Genomic DNA, 20385 nt, shown 5'->3' with positions numbered 1-20385 from the left:
TTCAGTTGTGTTTATCTTGCACCTGCTGTCCGCTGCGGCCCAATCCGGGCGCATCACCGGTACAGTTTTGGATGCAGATGGCAAACCCCTCCCCGGAGCCGCTGTCGTCGTCAGCGGCACGCCCAAAGGCACTATTGCCGACAACAAGGGCCAATTCACGCTCTCCGTCGCCGAAGGGGAAACCCTTGTGGTCACCTTCCTCGGATTCAAGGAAAAGCATGTGAAGGTCGGCAGGCAGACCTCGCTCAGCATCACTCTCGAACCGGACGAGAATCTCCTCGAAGACGTGGTCGTCGTGGGATACGACACGCAGAAAAAGGTCAACCTGACCGGTTCGGTCTCGTCCATCTCCACCAAAGAGTTCGCCCGGAGGCCGATCACCCAGCTTTCCACAGCCCTTCAGGGCATCGCCCCGGGTGTGACAGTCACCACGGCCGGCGGCGCTCCCGGCGCAGACTCCGGCAACATCCAGATCCGTGGCATCGGTTCGTTCGGAGGCTCGGACAGCTCCCCGCTCGTGCTCATCGACGGCGTGGAGGGTGACCTCAACTCTGTGGATGCCTCGCAGATCGACCAGATCTCGGTGCTCAAGGATGCCGCCTCTGCGGCCATCTATGGAAGCCGTGCGGCCAACGGAGTCATCCTCATCACCACCAAGCGTGCGGACAAAGGCAAATTCTCCGTCACATACCGAGGCTATGTGGGCTGGCAATCCCCCGTGGTCTACCCGGACGTGGTCAACGCCGAGGAGTACATGCTCCTTTCGCGCAGGGCCTCGGAGAACGACGGCGCCACTTCCCTCTACACCGACGAATACATCGCCAACTACCGCCGGAACAACTACCTCGATCCGGACGCCTACCCCATCATCGACTGGCAGGACCGGCTGATGACCGGTAACGGGTTCACCCACAACCACACCCTCAGCATGAGCGCCGGCAGCGAACGCATCCGCGTGATGACCTCGCTGGGTTACCTCGACCAGAACGGCATCATCAAGAACGCCAATTTCAAGCGCTACAACCTGCGCAACAACATGGACATCCGGATGAACGACCGGCTCAATTTCCGGCTCGACATCGCCGCCACCTATTCCCGCCGGGCCGCCAACCCCTACCAGAGCAGCGTCTTCGGATTCATGAATTCCAAGGATCCGCTGATGCTCGCACAGTGGTCGGACGGCAGCTACGCCCCATTCACCGGAGGCACGGTCAATCCGCTTCCCATGATCGAGCAAGGCGTCGGCGGCAACAATATCCGTCAGAACGGAACCCTCAAGGCTTCCGCAGCCCTCGAATACAAACCGGTCCAGTGGCTTACGCTCGAAGTGAAGGCCGCACCCCAGTTTACGGCCGTCAAGACCCATAAGTTCGTGGACCTCGTGGAGTACCACTCCGACCCATACGGTACGGTTTCAAAGACCTCCAATGCGGAATACAACTCCCTCGACGAGACGGTCACCGCATCGTGGAACGGCTATTACCATGCGACCGCGGCAGCGGCCCGTCAGTTCGGGGGCCACAGCTTCAAACTGCTCCTCGGCGCATCTTACGAAGAATATGACTATTACAGCCTCGGGGCATACCGGCAGGAGTTCGCCTATCCCGACTACGAGGTCATCAGCGCCGGCGGCGACAACGAGTTCAAGGACAACTCCGGCAGCCGGACCCAGATGGCGCTGGGCTCGTTCTTCGGCCGCATCAACTATAACTTCAAGGAGCGCTATCTCTTCGAGGCCAATCTCCGTTACGACGGTTCCTCCCGTTTTGTCCGCAAGAACCGGTGGAGCGCCTTCCCGTCGTTCTCCGCCGCATGGCGCGTCACCGAGGAGCCGTTCATGGCAGCAGCCCGGAAAACGCTCTCGGAATTCAAGATCAGAGCCTCCTACGGTACGCTCGGAAACCAAAACATCAACTCCTACTACCCTGCGTCACAGCTCCTGACGATCAGTTCCATCTCCGCCGCCAACAAGATCTATCCCATCGTGGCCCAGAATTCGCTTGCCAACGAGGACATTACATGGGAGACCACCTACATGACCGACATCGGTTTCGACGCTACGTTGTGGAACCGGCTTTCGATCACCGCCGACTACTACCACAAGAAGACCGACGGCATCCTGATGCAGCTCGACATACCCTCCTCCATCGGACTCGGAGCGCCCTACCAGAACGCCGGCGTCGTCACCAACGACGGCTGGGAGGTTTCCGTCGGCTACAACAACAACTGGGGCGACTTCAGCTTCGGCGTGCAGGCAAATCTCTCCGACGTCGTCAACGAGATTGTGGACATGAAGGGCACTTATGGCACCAGCGGCGTTATCCGCAACCAAGAGGGCTCGTCGATCAACTCACTCTACCTGCTCAAATGCCTTGGTGTCGTGCAGACGCAGGAACAGGCCGACTGGATGAACGAAAAATGCCCCCAGTACAACCAGATCACCCGCCCGGGCGACCTTGTCTACGAAGATTACAACCATGACAACAAGATCGACGACAGCGACAAGCAGATCGTCGGCAGCCTCATCCCGCGCTACACCTACGGCCTGACCCTCAACTTTGGCTGGAAAGGCATCAACCTCAGCGCACAGTTCCAAGGAGTGGGCAAAGCCGACGCCTACATCAGCGGTGCCTACACCCAGCCCTGCGTGAGCGGCGGCACGTTCCAGAAGGGACATCTCGACAACTGGACTCCGGACAACCCCGGAGCGAAATATCCGCGCCTCTCCTACACGAGCGACCTCAACAAGAAACCCTCGACATTCTGGATGGCCGATGCCTCGTACTGCCGCCTGAAAAATCTTCAGCTCAGCTACACCTTCCCTGCGTCGGTCACCAAAGCCCTTCGCGTTCAGGGACTCATGGTCTACGCCAACGCGACCAACCTCTTCACCATAAGCAACTACTATGACGGCTACGACCCGGAAACGGCCTATCAGGGCGGTTCGCAGGGAGCGACCACGGGAAGCATCGGCAACAACTATCCGCTCGTAAGCACCTATACGTTCGGAGTGGAGATCAAATTCTAATCGCATTACGGTCATGAAAAAATACATTGCATATTTCGCCTTGGCGACAGCCCTGTTCACCGCAGGCTGCTCCCTCGACAGAATCCCGCTCACGGGCCCCTCTACCGGGACATTCCCGGCAAGTTTCGACGAAACGCAGGCCGGAGTGCTCGCCGCCTACAAGAGCCTCGCCAACAACATCCAGCAGTACGAACCCTTCCCCAACCGGTGGATGGACCAGCTCACCGACATCGGCGCCATGCGCACGGTGCTCTCGAAATGGCCGGACTACACCCAATCCATCATCACCTCGTCCTACAGCGGTGTGGAGTCATTCTACGCCCGTATCTACAAGAGTCTCGGACGCATCCACCTCGTACTCGACAATCTCGACAACCTCCGCGGCAAGATCGAGGACGAGGAATACTACCGCTTCAAGGCCGAACTTCTCTGTCTGAGAGCCTATTTCTACGACTGGGCCTGCATGGTCTACGGCGACGTCCCGTTCATCGACCACTGCCTCACACTCGACGACTACGCCTATGCCCGCACTCCGAAAGCGGAGGTGATCGACCGGATAATCAAAGATATGGACGACGAACTGATCGACCATCTTCCGGTCTCGTGGGGCAACCAGACTTGGGGTACCGCCCGGATCGGCCGTGTAGCGGCATACGCACTCAAGGCACGCATCTGTCTGGAGTGGGGATTCTACGAGAGTGCAGCGAGATGCTCGAAAAAGGCCCTCGAACTCGCCGACGGGGTCTACGACCTCACCCCGCTCGACTGCACCTATTATCCCACCCACGCCGAGGGTGAACCCGACCCCACACCCCTGTTTGGTTTCGCCGCCGAAACCGGTTCGAAAGAGTGGATCTGGGCCATCCAGTTCAACCGCCTCGCAGCCTCCAACACCCACACCGGCATCTACACGGGAACCTCCCGCGTCCACAACGGAGCCGCAGGAGCAGGTCCGTCGATGTCGATGATGGACACCTTCCAGTGCACCGACGGAAAGTCCATCGCCGAATCCCCACTCTACGACTGGCAAAACCCGTGGAAGAACCGCGACCCGCGTCTCGACCTCTTCTGCGTGCGTTCGGGATCGCGGACAATGGGCATCCAGTTCTCCACCGACCCGGCCGACAAGACGGTTTACGACTACATAGCAGGCACCTCCGTCACCAACTCCGACGTGACCGGCAACAAGAGCGAGTACGGACCCAACGGCATTCAGGGCCCGGGCGGGTTCCTTTGGCGGAAATTCTGCGACCCTGCCTACTACGGCAGCATCACGGGCACGGACTACGAAGACGAACTCGACGTTCCCATCATCCGTCTTGCGGAACTCCTGCTCATCGATGCCGAAGCCAATATCGAGTGGGAGGGCGGCGACCTCACGCGCGCCAAATCCCAGATCGACCGGGTCCGCGCCCGGGTGAATATGCCGCCGGTGGAAAGCGCTTCCCGGGAGGCACTCCGCAGCGCACTCCGCTACGAGCGGAAGGTGGAGCTGTGTGCCGAGGGATTCCGATGGATCGACATCCGCCGCTGGAAAGAGAGCGACGGCGTCACCCCCGTAGCGTTCAAAGCCATCAACGGTCCCCAGTACGCCCCGGCCTACGAACATACCACCTCCAACGCAAAACCGATCATCGACGAAAACTGGACCGTAACCTACGACGGCGTCACCACCTTCGACGGAAAGAAGTTCGACGCGCGGATCCATACCGAACGGAAATTCCAATTGGGCAAGGACGAGCTTTGGCCTTTCCCTTACAGCGAAATGGTGACCAACCCGCTCATCGGCACGGAAAACAATAACCCCGGATATTAGAAAACGAAAACTATGAACAAGACATTCAACCTGTTTTGCTGCTGTACGGTCGCAGCGGTACTCGCCGCAGGATGCGACGATTCCGAACAGGAATACAACCCCAATATCAAGTTCTCAAAGACGGGAGACGTCACACTCATCGCCTCAATCGAAAACTGCACCACGAGGGCATCTCTTATCAATACCGGAGAAGCCCGCTGGCAGCGGGAAGACGCCGTTTCGGTAATCTGCACCGACGGTACGGCCGTGAAATTCACCCTCGACGGCACCGGGGAGACCCGCCGGGCATTCTTCACAGGGACGATTCCCGCCGGCAAGGAGATGGGCGGCTATGCGCTCCACCCTGCCTCGGCCACTCTCTCCGGAAACTCGCTCAAAGCCGTTCTGCCGGATGAGATAACCCCCTCGACAGCAGGAAGCTGTTCGGTGATGGTCGCCGAGATCGGAAATTCCAGCGAAATAACGTTCAGGCAACTGATGTCCTATTTCACCGTGCAACTCGGCAACGTCAGCACCGAAGCGGTGAAGATCGAACTGAAAGCTGACAAGAACCTTTCCGGCGAAGTTTCCGCCACTCTCCCGGATGCATTCGGAACGGGCATCGCGGCACAAGACGGGTCGAACGGCCTCGTCATCACACTCCCGGAAAAGCGGGAATCCACGATAACGGCTTCTTTCGCCGTGCCCGTGGGCGAATACAGCAGCCTCATCGCCACCGCGTACGACGACGCCGGCAAGGACATCGGCGCGGTGGAGTGCCTGACCACACCGATAAACGCCGAACTCGCGGACATGAGGAATATCAGTGCGACCCTGCCCAAATACGCACCCCAAGAGCCGATTGAGGGCACCGTTCTCGTTGCCGGCATCTACTGGGCGCTCGGAAATCTCCAGCATGTAGAAGGAAGCACGGACGAAGGGTTCCAGACCGACTGGCGGATTGCCCCCGAGCAGTGGGAATATGCCAACTGCGAAAATGCCGGAGCGTCGGGCAAGGCCGTGACCTTCAAGCCCACAGACTACAAGAATTACAACCATTTCAACTGGGGCGGAATCGAAAACCCGTTCTTGTGCGACGCCGCGTATTCGGCCGTCGTACCGGTCGGAACGGACATCGCCGGTAAGATGTACACCACGCAGGATTGCACCGTCGCCACGACGGACTTTACTGCCGCCAAGTTCGGCGACCTCGCCTACTGGGCGTCGAAAGGTAAATTCCGGCTGCCGACGCAGGCTGAAATGACGAAACTCGTCAACGAGGCGTCATCGCAGTACGGCAGCTACAAGATCGCCGAAGGCAAGGTGATAACGGGTATCCTGTTCACCGACCCGAAGGAGGGAGAGCAGCCCTCGCACGATGATTCGGAGAAAGAGTTTACCGCCGAAGACATTGCTAAAGGCGTCTTCTTCCCTAAAGCCGGAAGACGTTACAACAAAACGGACCTCGACGTCAACAATCAGGGTACGCAAGGCGTATATTGGCTCTCGGAAGCCATCACCGGCGACGGAGCGACGGAACCGTGCTACGGAGCGGTGCTCTCCATCCAGTCCGCCGCGATCAAATACCCCTACTGGAACAAGGCATTCGACGCAAAAGCCGGATTTTGTATCCGACCCGTTTATATCAAGAAGTGATGAGAAAAGCATTGTTATTCGTTTCGTTGCTGCTCCCGGCGGTCGTCCTGACCGCCGGATGCGGCGGCGGAAAGGTCAAGGCGGGCAAGCCGCTGCCGGCGTGGAGCGAAGGCTATCTGGACATCCACGCCATCAACACGGCCCGCGGAGAGTGTACTTTCTTCATCCTGCCCGACGGCACGACGCTCACGGTGGATGCGGGAGAATTCAGCAGCGAATCGGGAAAGTACCGCAACATGCCCCAGAAACCGGACAGCCTCACGCGGCCGACCCGCACCTATGCCCGGTACATGCGGCATTTCATGCCCTACAAGGACTCACTCGACTATTTCCTGCTGACCCATTTCCACATGGATCATCTCGGACAGTTGGAACCGGAGTACGGTCGTTCGGCCGACGGGAACTACATACTGAGCGGAGTAACGGCACTCTACGGCGAAATTCCGTTCCGGGAGATCGTCGACAGGGCCTACCCGGCATACGACTCCCTCGCTTTTCTGGCGATGAGCACGGCCTCCTTGGAAAACTACCGCCGGTTCATTGGCCACGCTACGGAGCATAACGGACTGAAAGCCGCCATGCTGCGTCTCGGGGACCGCAGCCAGTTCCCGCTGAGGCACCATCCGGAGCAGTATCCCGATTTCAGCATCACAGGCATCTGTTCCAACGGTTGTGTATGGGACGGCGAAAAAGTCGAGAACTACTACAACGACGGCACACTGAAGGAGAACGGGGCATCCTGCGGCATCCTGCTGAACTACGGTGATTTCGACTATTTCACAGCCGGTGACGCCGGCGGAAATACCCGCGTGGAATATCCGTGCGCGATCACCATCGGACACCCCATCGAAGCGATGAAATCACACCACCACCTCTCGCCCCGCACAATGGAGGACGATATGCTGGAGATACTCCAGCCGGATGTCATCGTGACGCAGAGCTTCTACATCCGTGACATCCAGCCCGATCAGGGAATCATCCGCCGTATTTCGGCGAGCACGATCCCCGGAGCCAAAAGAATGTATTTCACCAATATCGACCGTTCGCTGACCGACGCCAACCCACAACTCTACTCCCGTTGCGCCGGCATCGGGGGACACGTCGTCATCCGGGTCTCCCCGGGCGGGAAAGAGTATTATGTCTATATGCTCGACGACAGCGACACGACCTACAACGTAAAACAGATCGACGGCCCGTTCCGTTGCAAACCCCAACCATAAAACGCCAAAGACATGAATAAGACTATCATTACCTTATGTACGCTCGCGTCCTTCACATCCATAGCATGCAGTGAAGAACGAACGAAAATGCCTTGGGAGGACGACCTGAACAACAAGGTTCCTCCGCAGGAAGAGGTGATATCGGAAGCGAAAGTGGGCGAACCGCTCCCGAAATGGACTGACGGATGCCTCGACATCCATTTCATCAACAGCGGTCGCGGAGAGTGCGCCTTCTACATCCTTCCCGACGGCACGACGCTGCTGGTCGATGCCGGGGAGGTCGTCGTAACGGACGGCACGGAAGTTCCGCAGAAACCGGATGCCGCGACACGTCCGTATATCGTGGACGCGAAATACATCCGCCATTTCCTGCCGGAAGGCAGTTCGGCCATCGACTGGTGTGCACCGTCGCATTTCCACATAGACCACATCGGCAGTTCGGCCGCCGCCACGGAGACCTCGCCGAACGGTTACCGTCTCGCCGGACTCATGGCTCTTTACGGCGAGGTTCCGTTCGGCCGGGTGCTGGACATGGGCTATCCCGACTACAATGAAGACACGACCATCCCCGAGATGGATGGGGAACTCGCCGGCGACTGGCAGGTGTTCGTCAAGTGGGCCGTAGCGAACAAGGGCATGACAGCCGACCGGTTTCGCACAGGCGAAGAACAGATTACGCTCCTGAAGGACAAAAGCAAGTATCCCGATTTCCGCATCTTCAACATCGTAGCCAACGGCTATGTCTGGAACCTCGATTCCTCCACCGGAAAGGGCGCTGTCATCAACGCCAATGCAGGCAAGGGTAATCCTGCATCCTGCGGATTCCACCTGAGCTACGGAAAATTCGACTACATCGCCTGCGGCGACCTCACTTCCGGCCCCCAGAACCGGGTAGCCTACTATTACCGCGACTTCATTCCCAAGGGAGGCCTCGAGGTGTTCAAGGCACACCACCACTTGAGCAACAACGCCTGGGGCAGCCAGATGCAGAACTGTGAATTTTCACCGCGGGTGATCATCAATCAGGCTTTCTACAAAAAGCAGCCGGACATTCCCCTGCTGACCTCCATCGTCAACGGCAGTTTCGCCACCCACCCCTATGCTTGGACCAAGGATATCTTCAGTACCAACATACACCCGGAGGCCCTTACCGAGAACGCAGCGCTTTACAAAAACGTCGCCGGGTACAACGGGCACATCGTCGTGCGGGTCGCCCCGGGCGGTGCGGAATACTATGTCTACATGCTCGACGACACCGACTTCGAATACAAGGTGGCGTCCATCCACGGCCCGTACAATTCAAAATAACAGTCATGCTAAAAAGCAGGCTGTCGATATTACTCCTGCTGTCGTGGATCGCGGCAGGATGCTCCGGAACCCCGACGGAAACCGGACGGCATTTCATAGCCCACCGGGGTGCGACCATGCACTGTACCCTGTCGGGCGAGAACTCACGCGAGGCCATCCAACTCGCCGCACGGGCCGGGTTCGACTGCATCGAGACCGACGTCCGTTGGACCTCCGACAGCATACTCGTGGCCGTCCACGACGCCAATCTGACACGCACATTCACCTACAACGACGGCCGCCCCGTGCCCGAAGAAGTTGCTGTCTCGGACATTAGCTATGCGGAGCTCCGCGACAGTTTTCTCCTCAAAGCTGCACGGCCCGAATACCGAACCCGGGTGCTCACCCTCGAAGAGTTCTGCACCGAGTGCCGCAACTGCGGGCTGCGCACGTTCATCGAGCCGAAAAAAGTCACCCCCGACTGGGTCTATCCGCGGCTGATAGCCATTGCCGACCGGGTATTCGGCCGCGGAGGCTACATCGTCACCTCAAACAACGACGCCAACGACCACATCCGCCTTGAAATGGGCATCCGGGACATCCCGCTCATGGGCATCCTCTACCAGAGCACCTACGAACACATCGCATCGCTCGGAGGCACCATCATGGCGATCAGTGCGACGCGGTTCGGGGAGGAAGAGTATTTCAGCCATGTATCACGGGCCAAGGCCGACGGACTCGAAACCGAATCCCACGCCGACGATTTCGAACATTTCGACCGGATCAACAACGCCGGCATCGACTATGTATCGACCGACCTGCTCGCTCCGGATTTCCGGGGCAAGGGCGAAACGCTCTACCTGTCGGCAGGCCGGGATACGGCAAAAATCGCAGCCGAAAGCATCGCAGCCGGAAAGATCGAGTTCGGCGCAATCTATCTCAATCTGAAATGGAGCGGCTCAGCCACGGTCACGCTCGCAAACCAGACCTTCGTGTTGCCGACGGCAGACGCTCCGCGCCATACCCGCCACCAGTTGCTGATCTTCGACACTGTCCCTGCATTCGGGATCACCGCCCCATCAGACGACTTCCGGATAACGGACATCTCCGTTCGCATCGTCCGATTCTGATATGTCTTGTATTGAGAAAGCCCCGTAATTCTACGATTACGAGGCTTTCTCATTTTAAATTCCCGGCATTTTCCGCTTCGGATTCCAAATTTTACTATCTTTGCCGCGCAAAGGTTCGACAAGAGGGCCCACAGCCTCCGACCGATTAAAAGGGAATGCCGTGAAAGTCGGCAACAGTTCCCGCTGCTGTAAGTTCCTGTCCGGAAACGGGCACACGAGGGATCGACAATCTTCAGCCACTGGCGGATAACCGGGAAGGCGTCGAAACCGGAACGAGTCAGAAGACCTGCCTTGCATGACCGATTGGTTTCGCAGCCTGCGGAGAACGGGCCCGGATGGACAACAGATGTAAAGCACGCTTTCATTCCGTCTCGTTGCATGGTGGCTGTAGAATCCATGATTTGACCAAGCGAACTATTGCCCCAGCGCATAATGAAAAGACTCCTGAAATTCCTCGTGCCGCTTCTGGCGGCCTTGGCCGCGGCCTGCGGATCGCAGACGGCCGACCTGAAAGATTTCACACAGACGCTCTACGCCCCGTCGCATGCCTCCGGCTTCGAGATCGTCGGCGCCGAAGGGCGGCAGAGCACCCTGCTGAAAGTCTTCAACCCGTGGCAGGGCGCCGAGAACGCCGAAACGATGCTCTTCATCGCCCGCAACGGCGAAACGCCCCCGGCCGGATTCACGGGACAGAGCGTCGAAGCCGGGGCGAAACGCATCGTCTGCATGTCTTCGACCTACATCGCCATGCTCGACGCCTTGGGACAGGCCGACCGCGTGGTCGGGGTTTCCGGCCGGGACTACATCACCAACGCCTATGTCACGGCACACCCCGACGCGGTAGCCGACGTGGGCTTTGACGGCAATGTGGACTACGAACTGCTGCTCGCGCAGAGGCCCGACCTCGTGCTGCTGTTCGGCGTGAGCGGCGCCAGCGGCATGGAGCCGAAACTGCGCGAAATGGGAATCCCGTTCGTCTACATCGGCGAATACCTCGAGGAGTCGCCACTCGGCAAGGCCGAATGGCTGGTCGCCGTCTCGGAGATCACCGACAGCCGGACAAAAGGCGAAGCCGTTTTCACTCCGATTCCCGAACGCTACAATGCGCTCAAAAAACGGGTCGCATCGGCCACGGCTCCCGATCCCAAGGTGATGATAAACACGCCCTATGCCGGATCGTGGTTCATGGCCTCGACCGAAAGTTACGTCGCCCGGCTCATAGCCGACGCAGGCGGGGATTATATTTACAGGAAAAACACCTCGAACCGCTCGCAGCCGATCGACCTCGAGGAAGCCTACCTGCTCACCGCACAGGCCGACATGTGGCTTAATGCGGGCGGCGCATCGTCGCTCGGCGAACTGAAATCGCAATACCCGAAATTCGCCGGAACGCGGTGCGTGCAGACCGGCGCCGTCTACAACTGCAACAAACGGCTCAACGCCGCGGGCGGCAACGACTACTGGGAATCGGGCGTCGTGCGCCCCGATGTCGTCCTGCACGACCTGATCGCCATCATGCACCCCGAAGTGCTGGCCGACGACGACCGGGAGCTGTACTATTACCAGCGGCTCGAATAACCGCAGCGCGCTTCAAACCGAAAGGGCCGACCGAGTATTTCGGCCGGCTTTTCTCTTTGCACTTTGCAAAATGATTTTTTTCATGCGGATAAAAATTATATCTTTGGATAATCATATGCCCGAATGACGCCCCCGGTCCGACATATCACCCGCGAATTTTTCGACGGCCTGTACGCTGATTACAAGCCGCGTTTCATCCGTATCGCACAATCATACGTCCGCGACGGCATGGTGGCGGAAGATATCGTGACCGACAGTTTCCTCTACTTCTGGGAACACCGCGCGGAACTGAACATCAGCGCCAGCGTCCCCGCCTATGTGCTGGGCGCCGTGAAGCACGGCTGTCTGGAGTGGCTGCGCAACGAGAAGAACCGGCTGAACATCCGGCAGAAAATCCACACGACGGCTTACCACAGCATTCAGGCCCGCATCGCGGCGCTGGAGGCCTGCGATCCCGGACAGCTCTTCGCCTCGGAGGTCGCCGCGATCGTGCAGGAGGAGATCGGCCGCATGCCCGAACCGATGCGGGGAATATTCGTCGCCAGCCGTTTCGAAGGCAGGACCTATCAGGAAATCGCCGACGCCACAGGCATCAGCGTCCGCAACGTCAAAGCCGCCATCCAGCGGGCGCTGGGCATCATGCGGGAGGCCCTGAAAGACTATCTTCCGGTCTGGCTGATTGCGCTGTTTCTCAGCGAGATGCGTTTTTAATAAAATTTATTTAACCCGAACCGCCTTTTTTTCGTGTCCATCCGGCGCGCCCACGCACCTTATGGATGTATGGAGAAAGAGTTGTTATACAAATATATCGACGGCCGGACCTCGGATGCGGAGGAACAGGCCGTCGTGGATTGGCTGCAAGCCGATCCCGAACACCAACAGGAGCTGAACGCCCTGTGGTTCGTCCACAATACCACCCTCGTCAACGCACCCCGCCCCGTCAGCCGGCCGATACCCGTTGCGCGCCCGCAATGGCTCCGCCTGCCGGCTGTGCGCCGCTGCATGCAGGCCGCAGCCGCGCTGCTGCTGATCGCCGGGAGCTGGTACGCCTCCCGGAGCGTGGTCATCGAAAACACCGCCAAACAGTATCTCTCGATCGCCGCCCCTGCCGGACAGCGGGTGGACGTCACGCTGCAGGACGGCACGACCGTCTGCCTCAATGCCGGGGCCCGGCTGGACTACCCCGTGCGTTTCGGCAAGACCCGCCGGGTGAAACTCTCGGGCGAGGCGATGTTCGACGTGGACCACGACGCCGCGCACCCGTTCGTCGTCGAGACCTTCGCCTGCGACGTCGAGGTGCTGGGCACGAAATTCAACGTCGCGGCCGACGAAACCTCCCGCGATTTCTCCACGGCGCTGCTGCGGGGAAAACTCCGGGTCACCAACAAGCTCACCCGGGGCGACGAGATCGTGATGAACACCAACGATTTCGTCAGCCTCAGCGGCGACCGCCTCGCCCTGCGGAGCATCGACAACAGCGACGACTACCTCTGGCCGGAGGGGATATTCAACCTTGCGGGGCATAATTTCGGGGAGATCATCGAACGGCTCGAAAGTCTCTACGGCGTGAAGATCGTCGTCGAAAAGACGGCGAGCCCCCGGCTGGACATCATCCGCGGCAAGATTCCCGTCGCCATGGGACTGGACTACGCCCTGCGGGCGCTGCAAAAGATCACCCCGTTCGAATACGATCAGGCGGACAACGGCACGATCACCATCCGGTGAATCCAAAACGATCCTGAATAAAACCTTAAAAACCGAGATGCCTATGAACGACAGTTGACCTTCGGCATGCCGCATAAAAAAGCCCGCAGGCGTTGCAACCACCCGCAGGCACCGCGGCCAATAGAATTCGAACCAATCCTAACAACCACTAATTGACAAATTTATGAATAAAATTTTTATTCAGCAAATTAAATGCCTGTTTAAAATTTTACTCATAAGCTGCTCCTGTTTTTCCGCCCGGGGGGGGGAAGTGCTGGCCCAGAATCCCAAGCTGACGATCAAGCTGCACGACGTCCGCATGGAGCAGGTTATGAATGAGATCGAGAAACAAATCAATTACTATTTCATCGTAGACAAAGGGGTCGACATCAAGCGCACCCTCACGATCGACGTCACCAACAAGCCGCTGACCACGGTGCTGGACCGACTGGTCGCGGGGACGGACACCCGATACAGGGTCTACCAGCAGAACATCTACCTTTCGGTCGTCCAACGCGACGCCTCCAAACCGACGCGGATCAACGGCAAGGTGCTCGACACGCGGGGCGAGTCGTCGCTCACCCACGACAACAACACGGCGCTGTTCGTCATCGACGGCGTGCCCATTTCGAGCGACATGGAGTCGTCGAGTTCGGGTTCGCAGGCTTTCAACACCACCGCCCCGATCGACTACGGCAACGGCGCCAGCGACCTCAACCCCGAGGACATCGAGTCGGTCTCGGTGCTCAAAGGCCCCGCGGCGACGGCCCTTTACGGTTCGCGCGCGGCCAACGGCGCCATCGTCATCACCACCAAGTCGGGCCGCCAGACCCCGGGTCTGGGCATCTCGTTCAACTCCTCGGTGACGTTCGAGAAAGCCGGCTTCTGGCCCGACTTCCAGAGCGAGTACGGCGCCGGCAACGGCAACAGCTCGAACCTCGACCAGCAGCGCAAATACAACTACTGGAGCGTTCCGGCAGCCAACGCCGAAGACGGCATCGCCAGCACCGGGCGCATCTATTCGCGCGTGGCCTTCGGCGCCAAGTTCGACGGACAGCAGTTCTACCAGTACGAGTCGCGCGACTGGGATACGGATATGTACCGGCGTCTGCCGTGGGAGTACCGCGACTGGTATAAGGGCTTCTTCGACACGGGCGTCACCTACAACAACAGCATCGCCTTCTCCTACAACAACGGCAAAGGCACCTCGGCCCGTTTCTCGGTGAAGGATTCGCGCAACAACTGGATCGTTCCCAACACGGGTTACGACAGCCAGAATTTCAACATGTCGATCACCAGCCAGCTCAACAAGTGGCTCCGCATGACGGGCAAGGTAACCTACTACCGCAAAAATTCAGACAACATGCCCATGTCGGGCTACAGCGCCGCCTCGCCGCTCTACACCCTGATCTGGAACCCCAACGTGGTCGACGTCTCGTCCTACTACCGCGAATACGCCTACGGCCGCATCGACCGGATGTACGAGGAGGGCACGCCCCAGTTGTTGATCAACTCGACCTATGCCGACAACGTCTACATGCAGGTCTACGAGCAGCTCAACACCCTCAACCGCGACCGCGTGTTCGGCAACATGGCCCTGAACATCAACCTCATGAAGGGGCTGACCCTCGACCTGCGCACCGGCATGGACTTCAACAACGAGTTCCGCACCCAGCGCAAGCCGTGGTACTCGAACGGCTACCCTTACGGCTACTACAAGGAGCAGACGGTCACGTCGCTCGAGGTCAACAGCGACTTCCTGCTCTCCTACACGCGCAAACTGGGCGACTTCGACATGCGGGCCTCGTTCGGCGGCAACAACATGCTCTGGAAACGCCGCAACATCTACTCCCAGACGGCCGACGGTCTGCTGGAAAAGAACGTCTACAAGATGGCCAACTCGATCAGTTCGCCCGTCTACCGCTCCTACCGCTACACCAAGTCGATCAACTCGTTCTACGGCTTCCTGTCGCTGGGATGGCGCGACATGGTCTATCTCGACATCACGGGCCGCAACGACTGGTCGTCGACGCTCGCGCCGGGCTACAACTCCTATTTCTACCCCTCGGTCTCGGCCAGCGTGCTGCTCGATCAGGTGTTCGATTTCAAGGAACACGCCCCGTGGGTCGACCTGCTGAAAGTCCGCGGCTCGTGGGCCAACGTGGGTAACGACACCTCGCCCAACAAACTGGTCTCGGTCTACTCCAACGGCAGCTTCCCCAGCTCGTACTACCTGAGCAGCGAAATCCAGAACTACTACCTCAAGCCCGAGAACGTCGAGAGCTGGGAGGTGGGCCTCGAGGGCAAGTTCTTCAAGAGCCGCCTCAATTTCGACGTGGCCTACTACCACAGCGAGACCACTGACCAGATCATCACCGTGCCGATCGACCAGGCCGTCGGGGCCACGTCGGTCGTCGTCAACGCCGGCTGCGTCCGCAACCGCGGCGTCGAAATCTCGGCGCGCTTCCAGCCCGTCAAGACCAAGGATTTCGAATGGACGATCAGCGCCAACTGGTCCAAGAACTGGAACAAGCTGGTCGAGCTGGCCGACGGCGTGGCGATGTGGAACCTCAACCCCAACATCACCGTCGGCGGCAACATCTACATCCGCGCCTATCCCGGCACCGAGCTGGGACGGCTCTACGGCCGCGGCTACGAGCGGGCTCCCGAGGGGGCGTTCTACGTCGATGCGGACGGCTCCTATGTCGACTGCTCGAACCAGATCGTCGTCGACGCCGAGACCGGCAGCGCACGGCTCACCTCGACCGAGGACGAACTCCTCGACTTGGGGAGCATCTACCCCGACTGGACGGCCGGCATGAGCCATTCGCTCTCCTACAAGGGCTTCCGGCTGGGCATGTCGTTCAGCGCCCAATGGGGCGGCAGGACCTATTCGATGACCCACTTCGCGCTGGCCTATCAGGGCAAGCTGAAGAACTCGCTCAAAGGGCGTTACGCCGGCATGATCGTCCCGGGCGTGAACCTCAACGAGAACGGCACCTATTCGAAGAACACCACCATCACGACCGACATCGTCGACCACTACACCAACTACGTCTACGCCCGCGAGAACGCCGAGGAGAACGTCTTCGACACCTCGTTTCTCAAGCTCAAGGAGCTGCGGCTGGAGTATTCGCTGCCGCGGCACCTCTGCACCAAGACCCGGGTTTTCCAAGGCATCACCATCGGCGTCTACGCCACCAACCTCTTCTGCTGGACGAACTTCCCGCTCTACGACCCCGAAGCGGGTTACGCCGTGGGATCGTCCATTTCGCGCGGTATCGAAGCCGGTGCCTATCCGATGACCCGTACCTACGGCATAAACCTGAAACTGGACTTCTAAAACCGACCCGGCTATGAAAAACATACTACGATACGCTCTGACGATCTGTGCGGCGGGCCTGCTCGCGGGCGGCTGCACCTCGAATTTCGACGAGTACAACACCAACCAGAACCAGATGGAGATGGGCGACATCCATCCGCTCAACCTGCTGGAACACATCCTCTTCACGGGAGCCGACGGCATGGTCTACCGCACATGGCTGCTCAACAACGAGCTGGTCCAGTACACCGTGCAGATGTACACCGAGAACGTCCACCGCTACATGATCCGCGACAGCTACAACAGCGGCACATGGAACCACCTCGCCCGCTGGGCGGCCAACGCAGACCACATGATCGAGCAGGCCGTGAAGAACGAGGACGCCAATTCGGAGGCCATCGCCCTGACGATGCGCGCGCTGTTCGTCTCGAACTGGACGGACATCTACGGCGACATCCCCTTCAGCGAGGCTTTTCAGGGGCGCAACAACGTCCTCAAACCCAAATTCGACACCCAGAAGGAGGTCTACACCCAGCTTTTCGCTGACCTCGAACGGGCCAATTCGCTCTACGACTCCTCGCGGGCGCTGCGCTACCCGAACAAGGACCTGATGTACGCCGGCGACATCGCCAAGTGGCGCAAATTCACCAACTCGCTCTACATGCGGCTGCTGATGCGGCTGCAGAACCGCGACGCGGAGACGGGCGTGGACGAAAAGCTCCGCGAGATCGTCGCGAACCCCACGCTCTACCCCGTCATGGCGTCGAATGCCGACAACGCGGCGCTGTTCTACACCAACGTCGACCCCTTCATCGGGCACTTCGGCACCATGACGCTGCAAAGCTTCACCTCGAACTCGCACCGCATGGCCGAACATCTGGTCAACATGATGAACAACATCAACGACCCGCGTCTGGGCATCTACGCCGTCCAGCAGAACAACGAATGGACGGGACTGGTCAGCGGCTACCCCACCACGGAGACCAACGCCACCAACTGCGCCTACCTGAACAAGGACGTGCTGGGCGACTACACTTCGCCCTATGCGTTCATGCGCTACGACGAGGTGCTGTTCATCCTCTCCGAGGCGGCGTTCCGCGGCATGATCCCGGGCGGCAGCGCCGCGGCGCAGCAGTATTACGAGCAGGCCGTACTGGCGTCGATCGACTACTGGGACGAGATCAACCCCTCGCCCACCTACGAGATCACGCAGGCGCAGAAGAACGCCTTCATGGAGATCGTCGCCTTCGACAACACGCTGGAGCAGATCCTCAACCAGAAGTACATCGCCCTCTTCTGGGTGGGTTATGAGGCGTGGCACGAGTACCGCCGCACGGGCTACCCCAACCTCAAGATCGGCAAGGGCACGGCCAACGACGGCGTGCTTCCCACGCGCTTCATCTACCCGGTGACCACGGTGGACACCAACCACGAAAACTACCTCAAGGCGATCGCCAACCAAGGTCCCGACAACATGAAGACCCGGCTCTGGTGGGCGCGCAAGCAGTAATCCCGAAAAACACCGAAACATGAATATCGAACGAATCATATCGCATACGAAATACCGTCTCGCCGGGCTTCTGGGCGCCTTTGCGCTGCTGGCGGCGGGATGCACCTCGGACGAGGACACCGACGCTCCGTACCTCTACTTCGGCGAGGAGATCGAGTCGCTCTCCTACACGGTCAACGGCGGTTCGCTGACCGTCGAGATGTATTCGAACATGGGCCCGTGGGTCATCGAACCCGCCTACACGGGCGACGAGGAGTGGATCGACATCTGGCCCAACGAGGGCGACGACAGCGGCCGCTTCACGGTCACTGTCTCGGCCAACGAGGGAGCCTACACGCGTTACAGCTCGGTCAACGTCGTCATCGGCGGCAAGGTCGTCAAGTCCTTCGAGGTCGCGCAGTCGGGCACCGAGCCGTCGATCGCCCTCGACATGGGCTCCGACCACATCACCGCCGCCTCGAAGGGCGGCACGATCACCGTCCCGCTGAAAGCCAACATCGGCTGGAAGCCCCTGACGCTGGAGAGCGCCGCCGGGTGGATCACCTTCGGCGACGCGACCGGCGACGCGCAGGAGCTGATCGTCTCGCCCAACACGGGCGACGAACGCACGGGCGTGGTCCGCTTCCAAGCCATCGGCACCAATCTGGAGAAACTCTACGCCGACCTGACAATCGTGCAGTTCAACACGGCGCAGGACCCCAACAACGGGGAAAAGCTGACCATCGCCGACGCCATCGCCCGCTATGCCAATGCGGGCAAGATCACCGACAACGTCTGGGTCGAGGGCTGCGTGACGAGCAACCGCGAGAAGCGCAATTTCGACCTCAACGTCATGACGCTTCAGGACGACAGCCGCCGCGGCCTGCTCTTCGAGTTCGCCTCGACCAACGACAACACCTACCGGATGAACGAACACCTGAAGGTCCACCTGCTGGGCCAGCAGTTAGTCACCGACGCGACGACCCGTTCGCTCAAGGTGGCGGCCTTCACGTCGAACTCGGTCTTCGAACGCGACGACGAGGGAACGGGCATCGCCCCCGTCGAGCTGGAGAGCATCTCCGAACTCGCCGACTACGAGAACACGCTCGTGACGCTCAAAAAGGTCGAGTTCGTACAGCCCGCCGGCACCTACTGCAACATCGACGAACGCTACACGCAGTCGACGCCCTCCTACGCGACGATCGCCTACAACGCCACGGCGATGCCCTTCTGCGACGGCAACGACTTCTACGGCCACCTGCTGCGCGACGAGGAGGGCAACACCTGCAAGCTCTACACGACGACATGGTTCCTCGACCGCTTCGCGGCGCTCGTTCCCGAGGGTTCGGGTCCGCTGACGGGCATCGTCACCAAGTATTACAAGCAGTCGACGGGCGAGGTCTACATCATCCGCCTGCGCCAGCACGAGGACAATCAGGTCTCGACCGACGCCTCGACGCGCATGTCCAAGACGCTGATCCAGTTCGGGCCCTTCGGCGACATCAACACCTACGACAAACTGACGCCGCGCGTGGGCAGCGGCCAGCTCACCACGACCATGTGGTCGGCGATCCAGATGGGCGCCGGCGGCATCTCGATGGACTGGGGATGGGGCTACGCCCGTATGGCCCCGGCCACGGTGACCATCAAGGGCGACGGTTCGCAGAGCGTTTCCCCGGCGCTGTCCAACAGCACCGGCAACTTCAACATCTTCGCCTGCGTCTCGTGCCAGTATTTCTGGGACTGCACCGCCTCGACGATGAACCGCACCGACGCCCCCGAGGGCTACAAGGGCGAATGCTGGGTCTTCCACGTCAACGACTTCACGCCCAGCGCGTCGAAAGACCTCTACCTCACCTTCGCCATCGCCAGTTCGCAGACCGGCCCGATGTATTTCGACGTCGAGTGGGGCGAGGAGGAGAACGGCCCGCTGGCCTCGTACACCAAGATCGGCGAGATCATCTCGCCCGACTGGTACTCGTGCCACCAGCTCCAGCAGTTCATCCTCAAACTTCCCGACGAGATGAAGAACAAGCAGAAGTTCACGATCCGCTTCCGGGTTACCCGCAACTGGAACGCCGGCAACGGCATGGTGAACGGCAGTTCGACGGAGAGCACGACCGTCGCCAAGGGCGGCGCCCCGCGCATCAGCTTCTGGCAGATCGCCGAGATATAA

At 59.7% G+C, this 20385-nt stretch carries 12 protein-coding genes and 1 riboswitch; all 12 genes read left to right on the top strand.

Features of this window, described 5'->3' with window-relative positions; genetic code table 11:
- Positions 1–7 precede the first annotated feature (7 nt).
- The 12 genes from BN5935_RS06935 (at position 8) to BN5935_RS06880 (ending at position 20385) form a co-directional block, all read left to right on the top strand.
- On the top strand, positions 8–3028 hold the full coding sequence (locus BN5935_RS06935; RefSeq protein WP_082944050.1) for a SusC/RagA family TonB-linked outer membrane protein: 3021 nt from the start codon (positions 8–10) through the stop codon (positions 3026–3028).
- Positions 3029–3041: 13 nt separating this feature from the next.
- Positions 3042–4844 carry a RagB/SusD family nutrient uptake outer membrane protein gene (locus tag BN5935_RS06930; RefSeq protein WP_064975469.1) on the top strand — a complete coding sequence of 601 codons (1803 nt, stop codon included), beginning with the start codon at positions 3042–3044 and terminating at the stop codon, positions 4842–4844.
- A 12-nt stretch (positions 4845–4856) separates the two neighbouring features.
- A complete protein-coding gene (locus BN5935_RS06925) occupies positions 4857–6479 on the top strand; it encodes a hypothetical protein (protein WP_064975468.1) in 1623 nt (540 codons plus the stop codon).
- The gene (locus tag BN5935_RS06920) at positions 6479–7699 is read left to right on the top strand and encodes a ComEC/Rec2 family competence protein (protein ID WP_147625786.1); all 1221 of its coding nucleotides are present in this window, start codon (positions 6479–6481) and stop codon (positions 7697–7699) included. Before BN5935_RS06925 ends, BN5935_RS06920 begins: the two co-directional genes overlap by 1 nt.
- Positions 7700–7711: 12 nt before the next feature.
- A complete protein-coding gene (locus BN5935_RS06915) occupies positions 7712–9007 on the top strand; it encodes a ComEC/Rec2 family competence protein (RefSeq protein WP_064975466.1) in 1296 nt (431 codons plus the stop codon).
- Positions 9008–9012: 5 nt separating this feature from the next.
- A complete protein-coding gene (locus BN5935_RS06910; RefSeq protein ID WP_064975465.1) occupies positions 9013–10116 on the top strand; it encodes a glycerophosphodiester phosphodiesterase in 1104 nt (367 codons plus the stop codon).
- A 93-nt stretch (positions 10117–10209) separates the two neighbouring features.
- A riboswitch (cobalamin riboswitch) is annotated at positions 10210–10424 on the top strand.
- A 124-nt stretch (positions 10425–10548) separates the two neighbouring features.
- Positions 10549–11694: an ABC transporter substrate-binding protein gene (locus tag BN5935_RS06905; protein WP_064975464.1), complete on the top strand. Its 1146-nt coding sequence runs from the start codon at positions 10549–10551 to the stop codon at positions 11692–11694.
- A gap of 123 nt (positions 11695–11817) precedes the next feature.
- On the top strand, positions 11818–12405 hold the full coding sequence (locus BN5935_RS06900; RefSeq protein WP_064975463.1) for an RNA polymerase sigma-70 factor: 588 nt from the start codon (positions 11818–11820) through the stop codon (positions 12403–12405).
- A 69-nt stretch (positions 12406–12474) separates the two neighbouring features.
- Complete coding sequence (locus tag BN5935_RS06895; protein WP_064975462.1) at positions 12475–13419, top strand: FecR family protein; 945 nt, start codon at positions 12475–12477, stop codon at positions 13417–13419.
- Positions 13420–13669: 250 nt separating this feature from the next.
- Positions 13670–16741 (top strand): SusC/RagA family TonB-linked outer membrane protein, encoded by a 3072-nt coding sequence (locus BN5935_RS06890; protein ID WP_235821035.1) that lies wholly within the window; start codon positions 13670–13672, stop codon positions 16739–16741.
- Positions 16742–16754: 13 nt separating this feature from the next.
- Positions 16755–18230, top strand: coding sequence for a SusD/RagB family nutrient-binding outer membrane lipoprotein (locus tag BN5935_RS06885; RefSeq protein WP_064975460.1), 1476 nt, complete (start codon positions 16755–16757; stop codon positions 18228–18230).
- Between the two features lie 19 nt (positions 18231–18249).
- Positions 18250–20385, top strand: coding sequence for a DUF5689 domain-containing protein (locus BN5935_RS06880; protein ID WP_064975459.1), 2136 nt, complete (start codon positions 18250–18252; stop codon positions 20383–20385).

The sequence above is a fragment of the Alistipes provencensis genome (assembly GCF_900083545.1).
GTDB classification, from domain to species: domain Bacteria; phylum Bacteroidota; class Bacteroidia; order Bacteroidales; family Rikenellaceae; genus Alistipes; species Alistipes provencensis.
This window is presented reverse-complemented; position numbering and strand designations above follow the sequence as displayed.

Excerpts from the sequence above, each read along its gene's own strand:
- BN5935_RS06930 (WP_064975469.1), top strand. The coding sequence starts at position 3,042 with ATGAAAAAATACATTGCATATTTCGCCTTGGCGACAGCCCTGTTCACC.
- BN5935_RS06925 (WP_064975468.1), top strand. The coding sequence starts at position 4,857 with ATGAACAAGACATTCAACCTGTTTTGCTGCTGTACGGTCGCAGCGGTA.
- BN5935_RS06920 (WP_147625786.1), top strand. The coding sequence starts at position 6,479 with ATGAGAAAAGCATTGTTATTCGTTTCGTTGCTGCTCCCGGCGGTCGTC.
- BN5935_RS06915 (WP_064975466.1), top strand. The coding sequence starts at position 7,712 with ATGAATAAGACTATCATTACCTTATGTACGCTCGCGTCCTTCACATCC.
- BN5935_RS06910 (WP_064975465.1), top strand. The coding sequence starts at position 9,013 with ATGCTAAAAAGCAGGCTGTCGATATTACTCCTGCTGTCGTGGATCGCG.
- BN5935_RS06905 (WP_064975464.1), top strand. The coding sequence starts at position 10,549 with ATGAAAAGACTCCTGAAATTCCTCGTGCCGCTTCTGGCGGCCTTGGCC.
- BN5935_RS06900 (WP_064975463.1), top strand. The coding sequence starts at position 11,818 with ATGACGCCCCCGGTCCGACATATCACCCGCGAATTTTTCGACGGCCTG.
- BN5935_RS06895 (WP_064975462.1), top strand. The coding sequence starts at position 12,475 with ATGGAGAAAGAGTTGTTATACAAATATATCGACGGCCGGACCTCGGAT.
- BN5935_RS06885 (WP_064975460.1), top strand. The coding sequence starts at position 16,755 with ATGAAAAACATACTACGATACGCTCTGACGATCTGTGCGGCGGGCCTG.
- BN5935_RS06880 (WP_064975459.1), top strand. The coding sequence starts at position 18,250 with ATGAATATCGAACGAATCATATCGCATACGAAATACCGTCTCGCCGGG.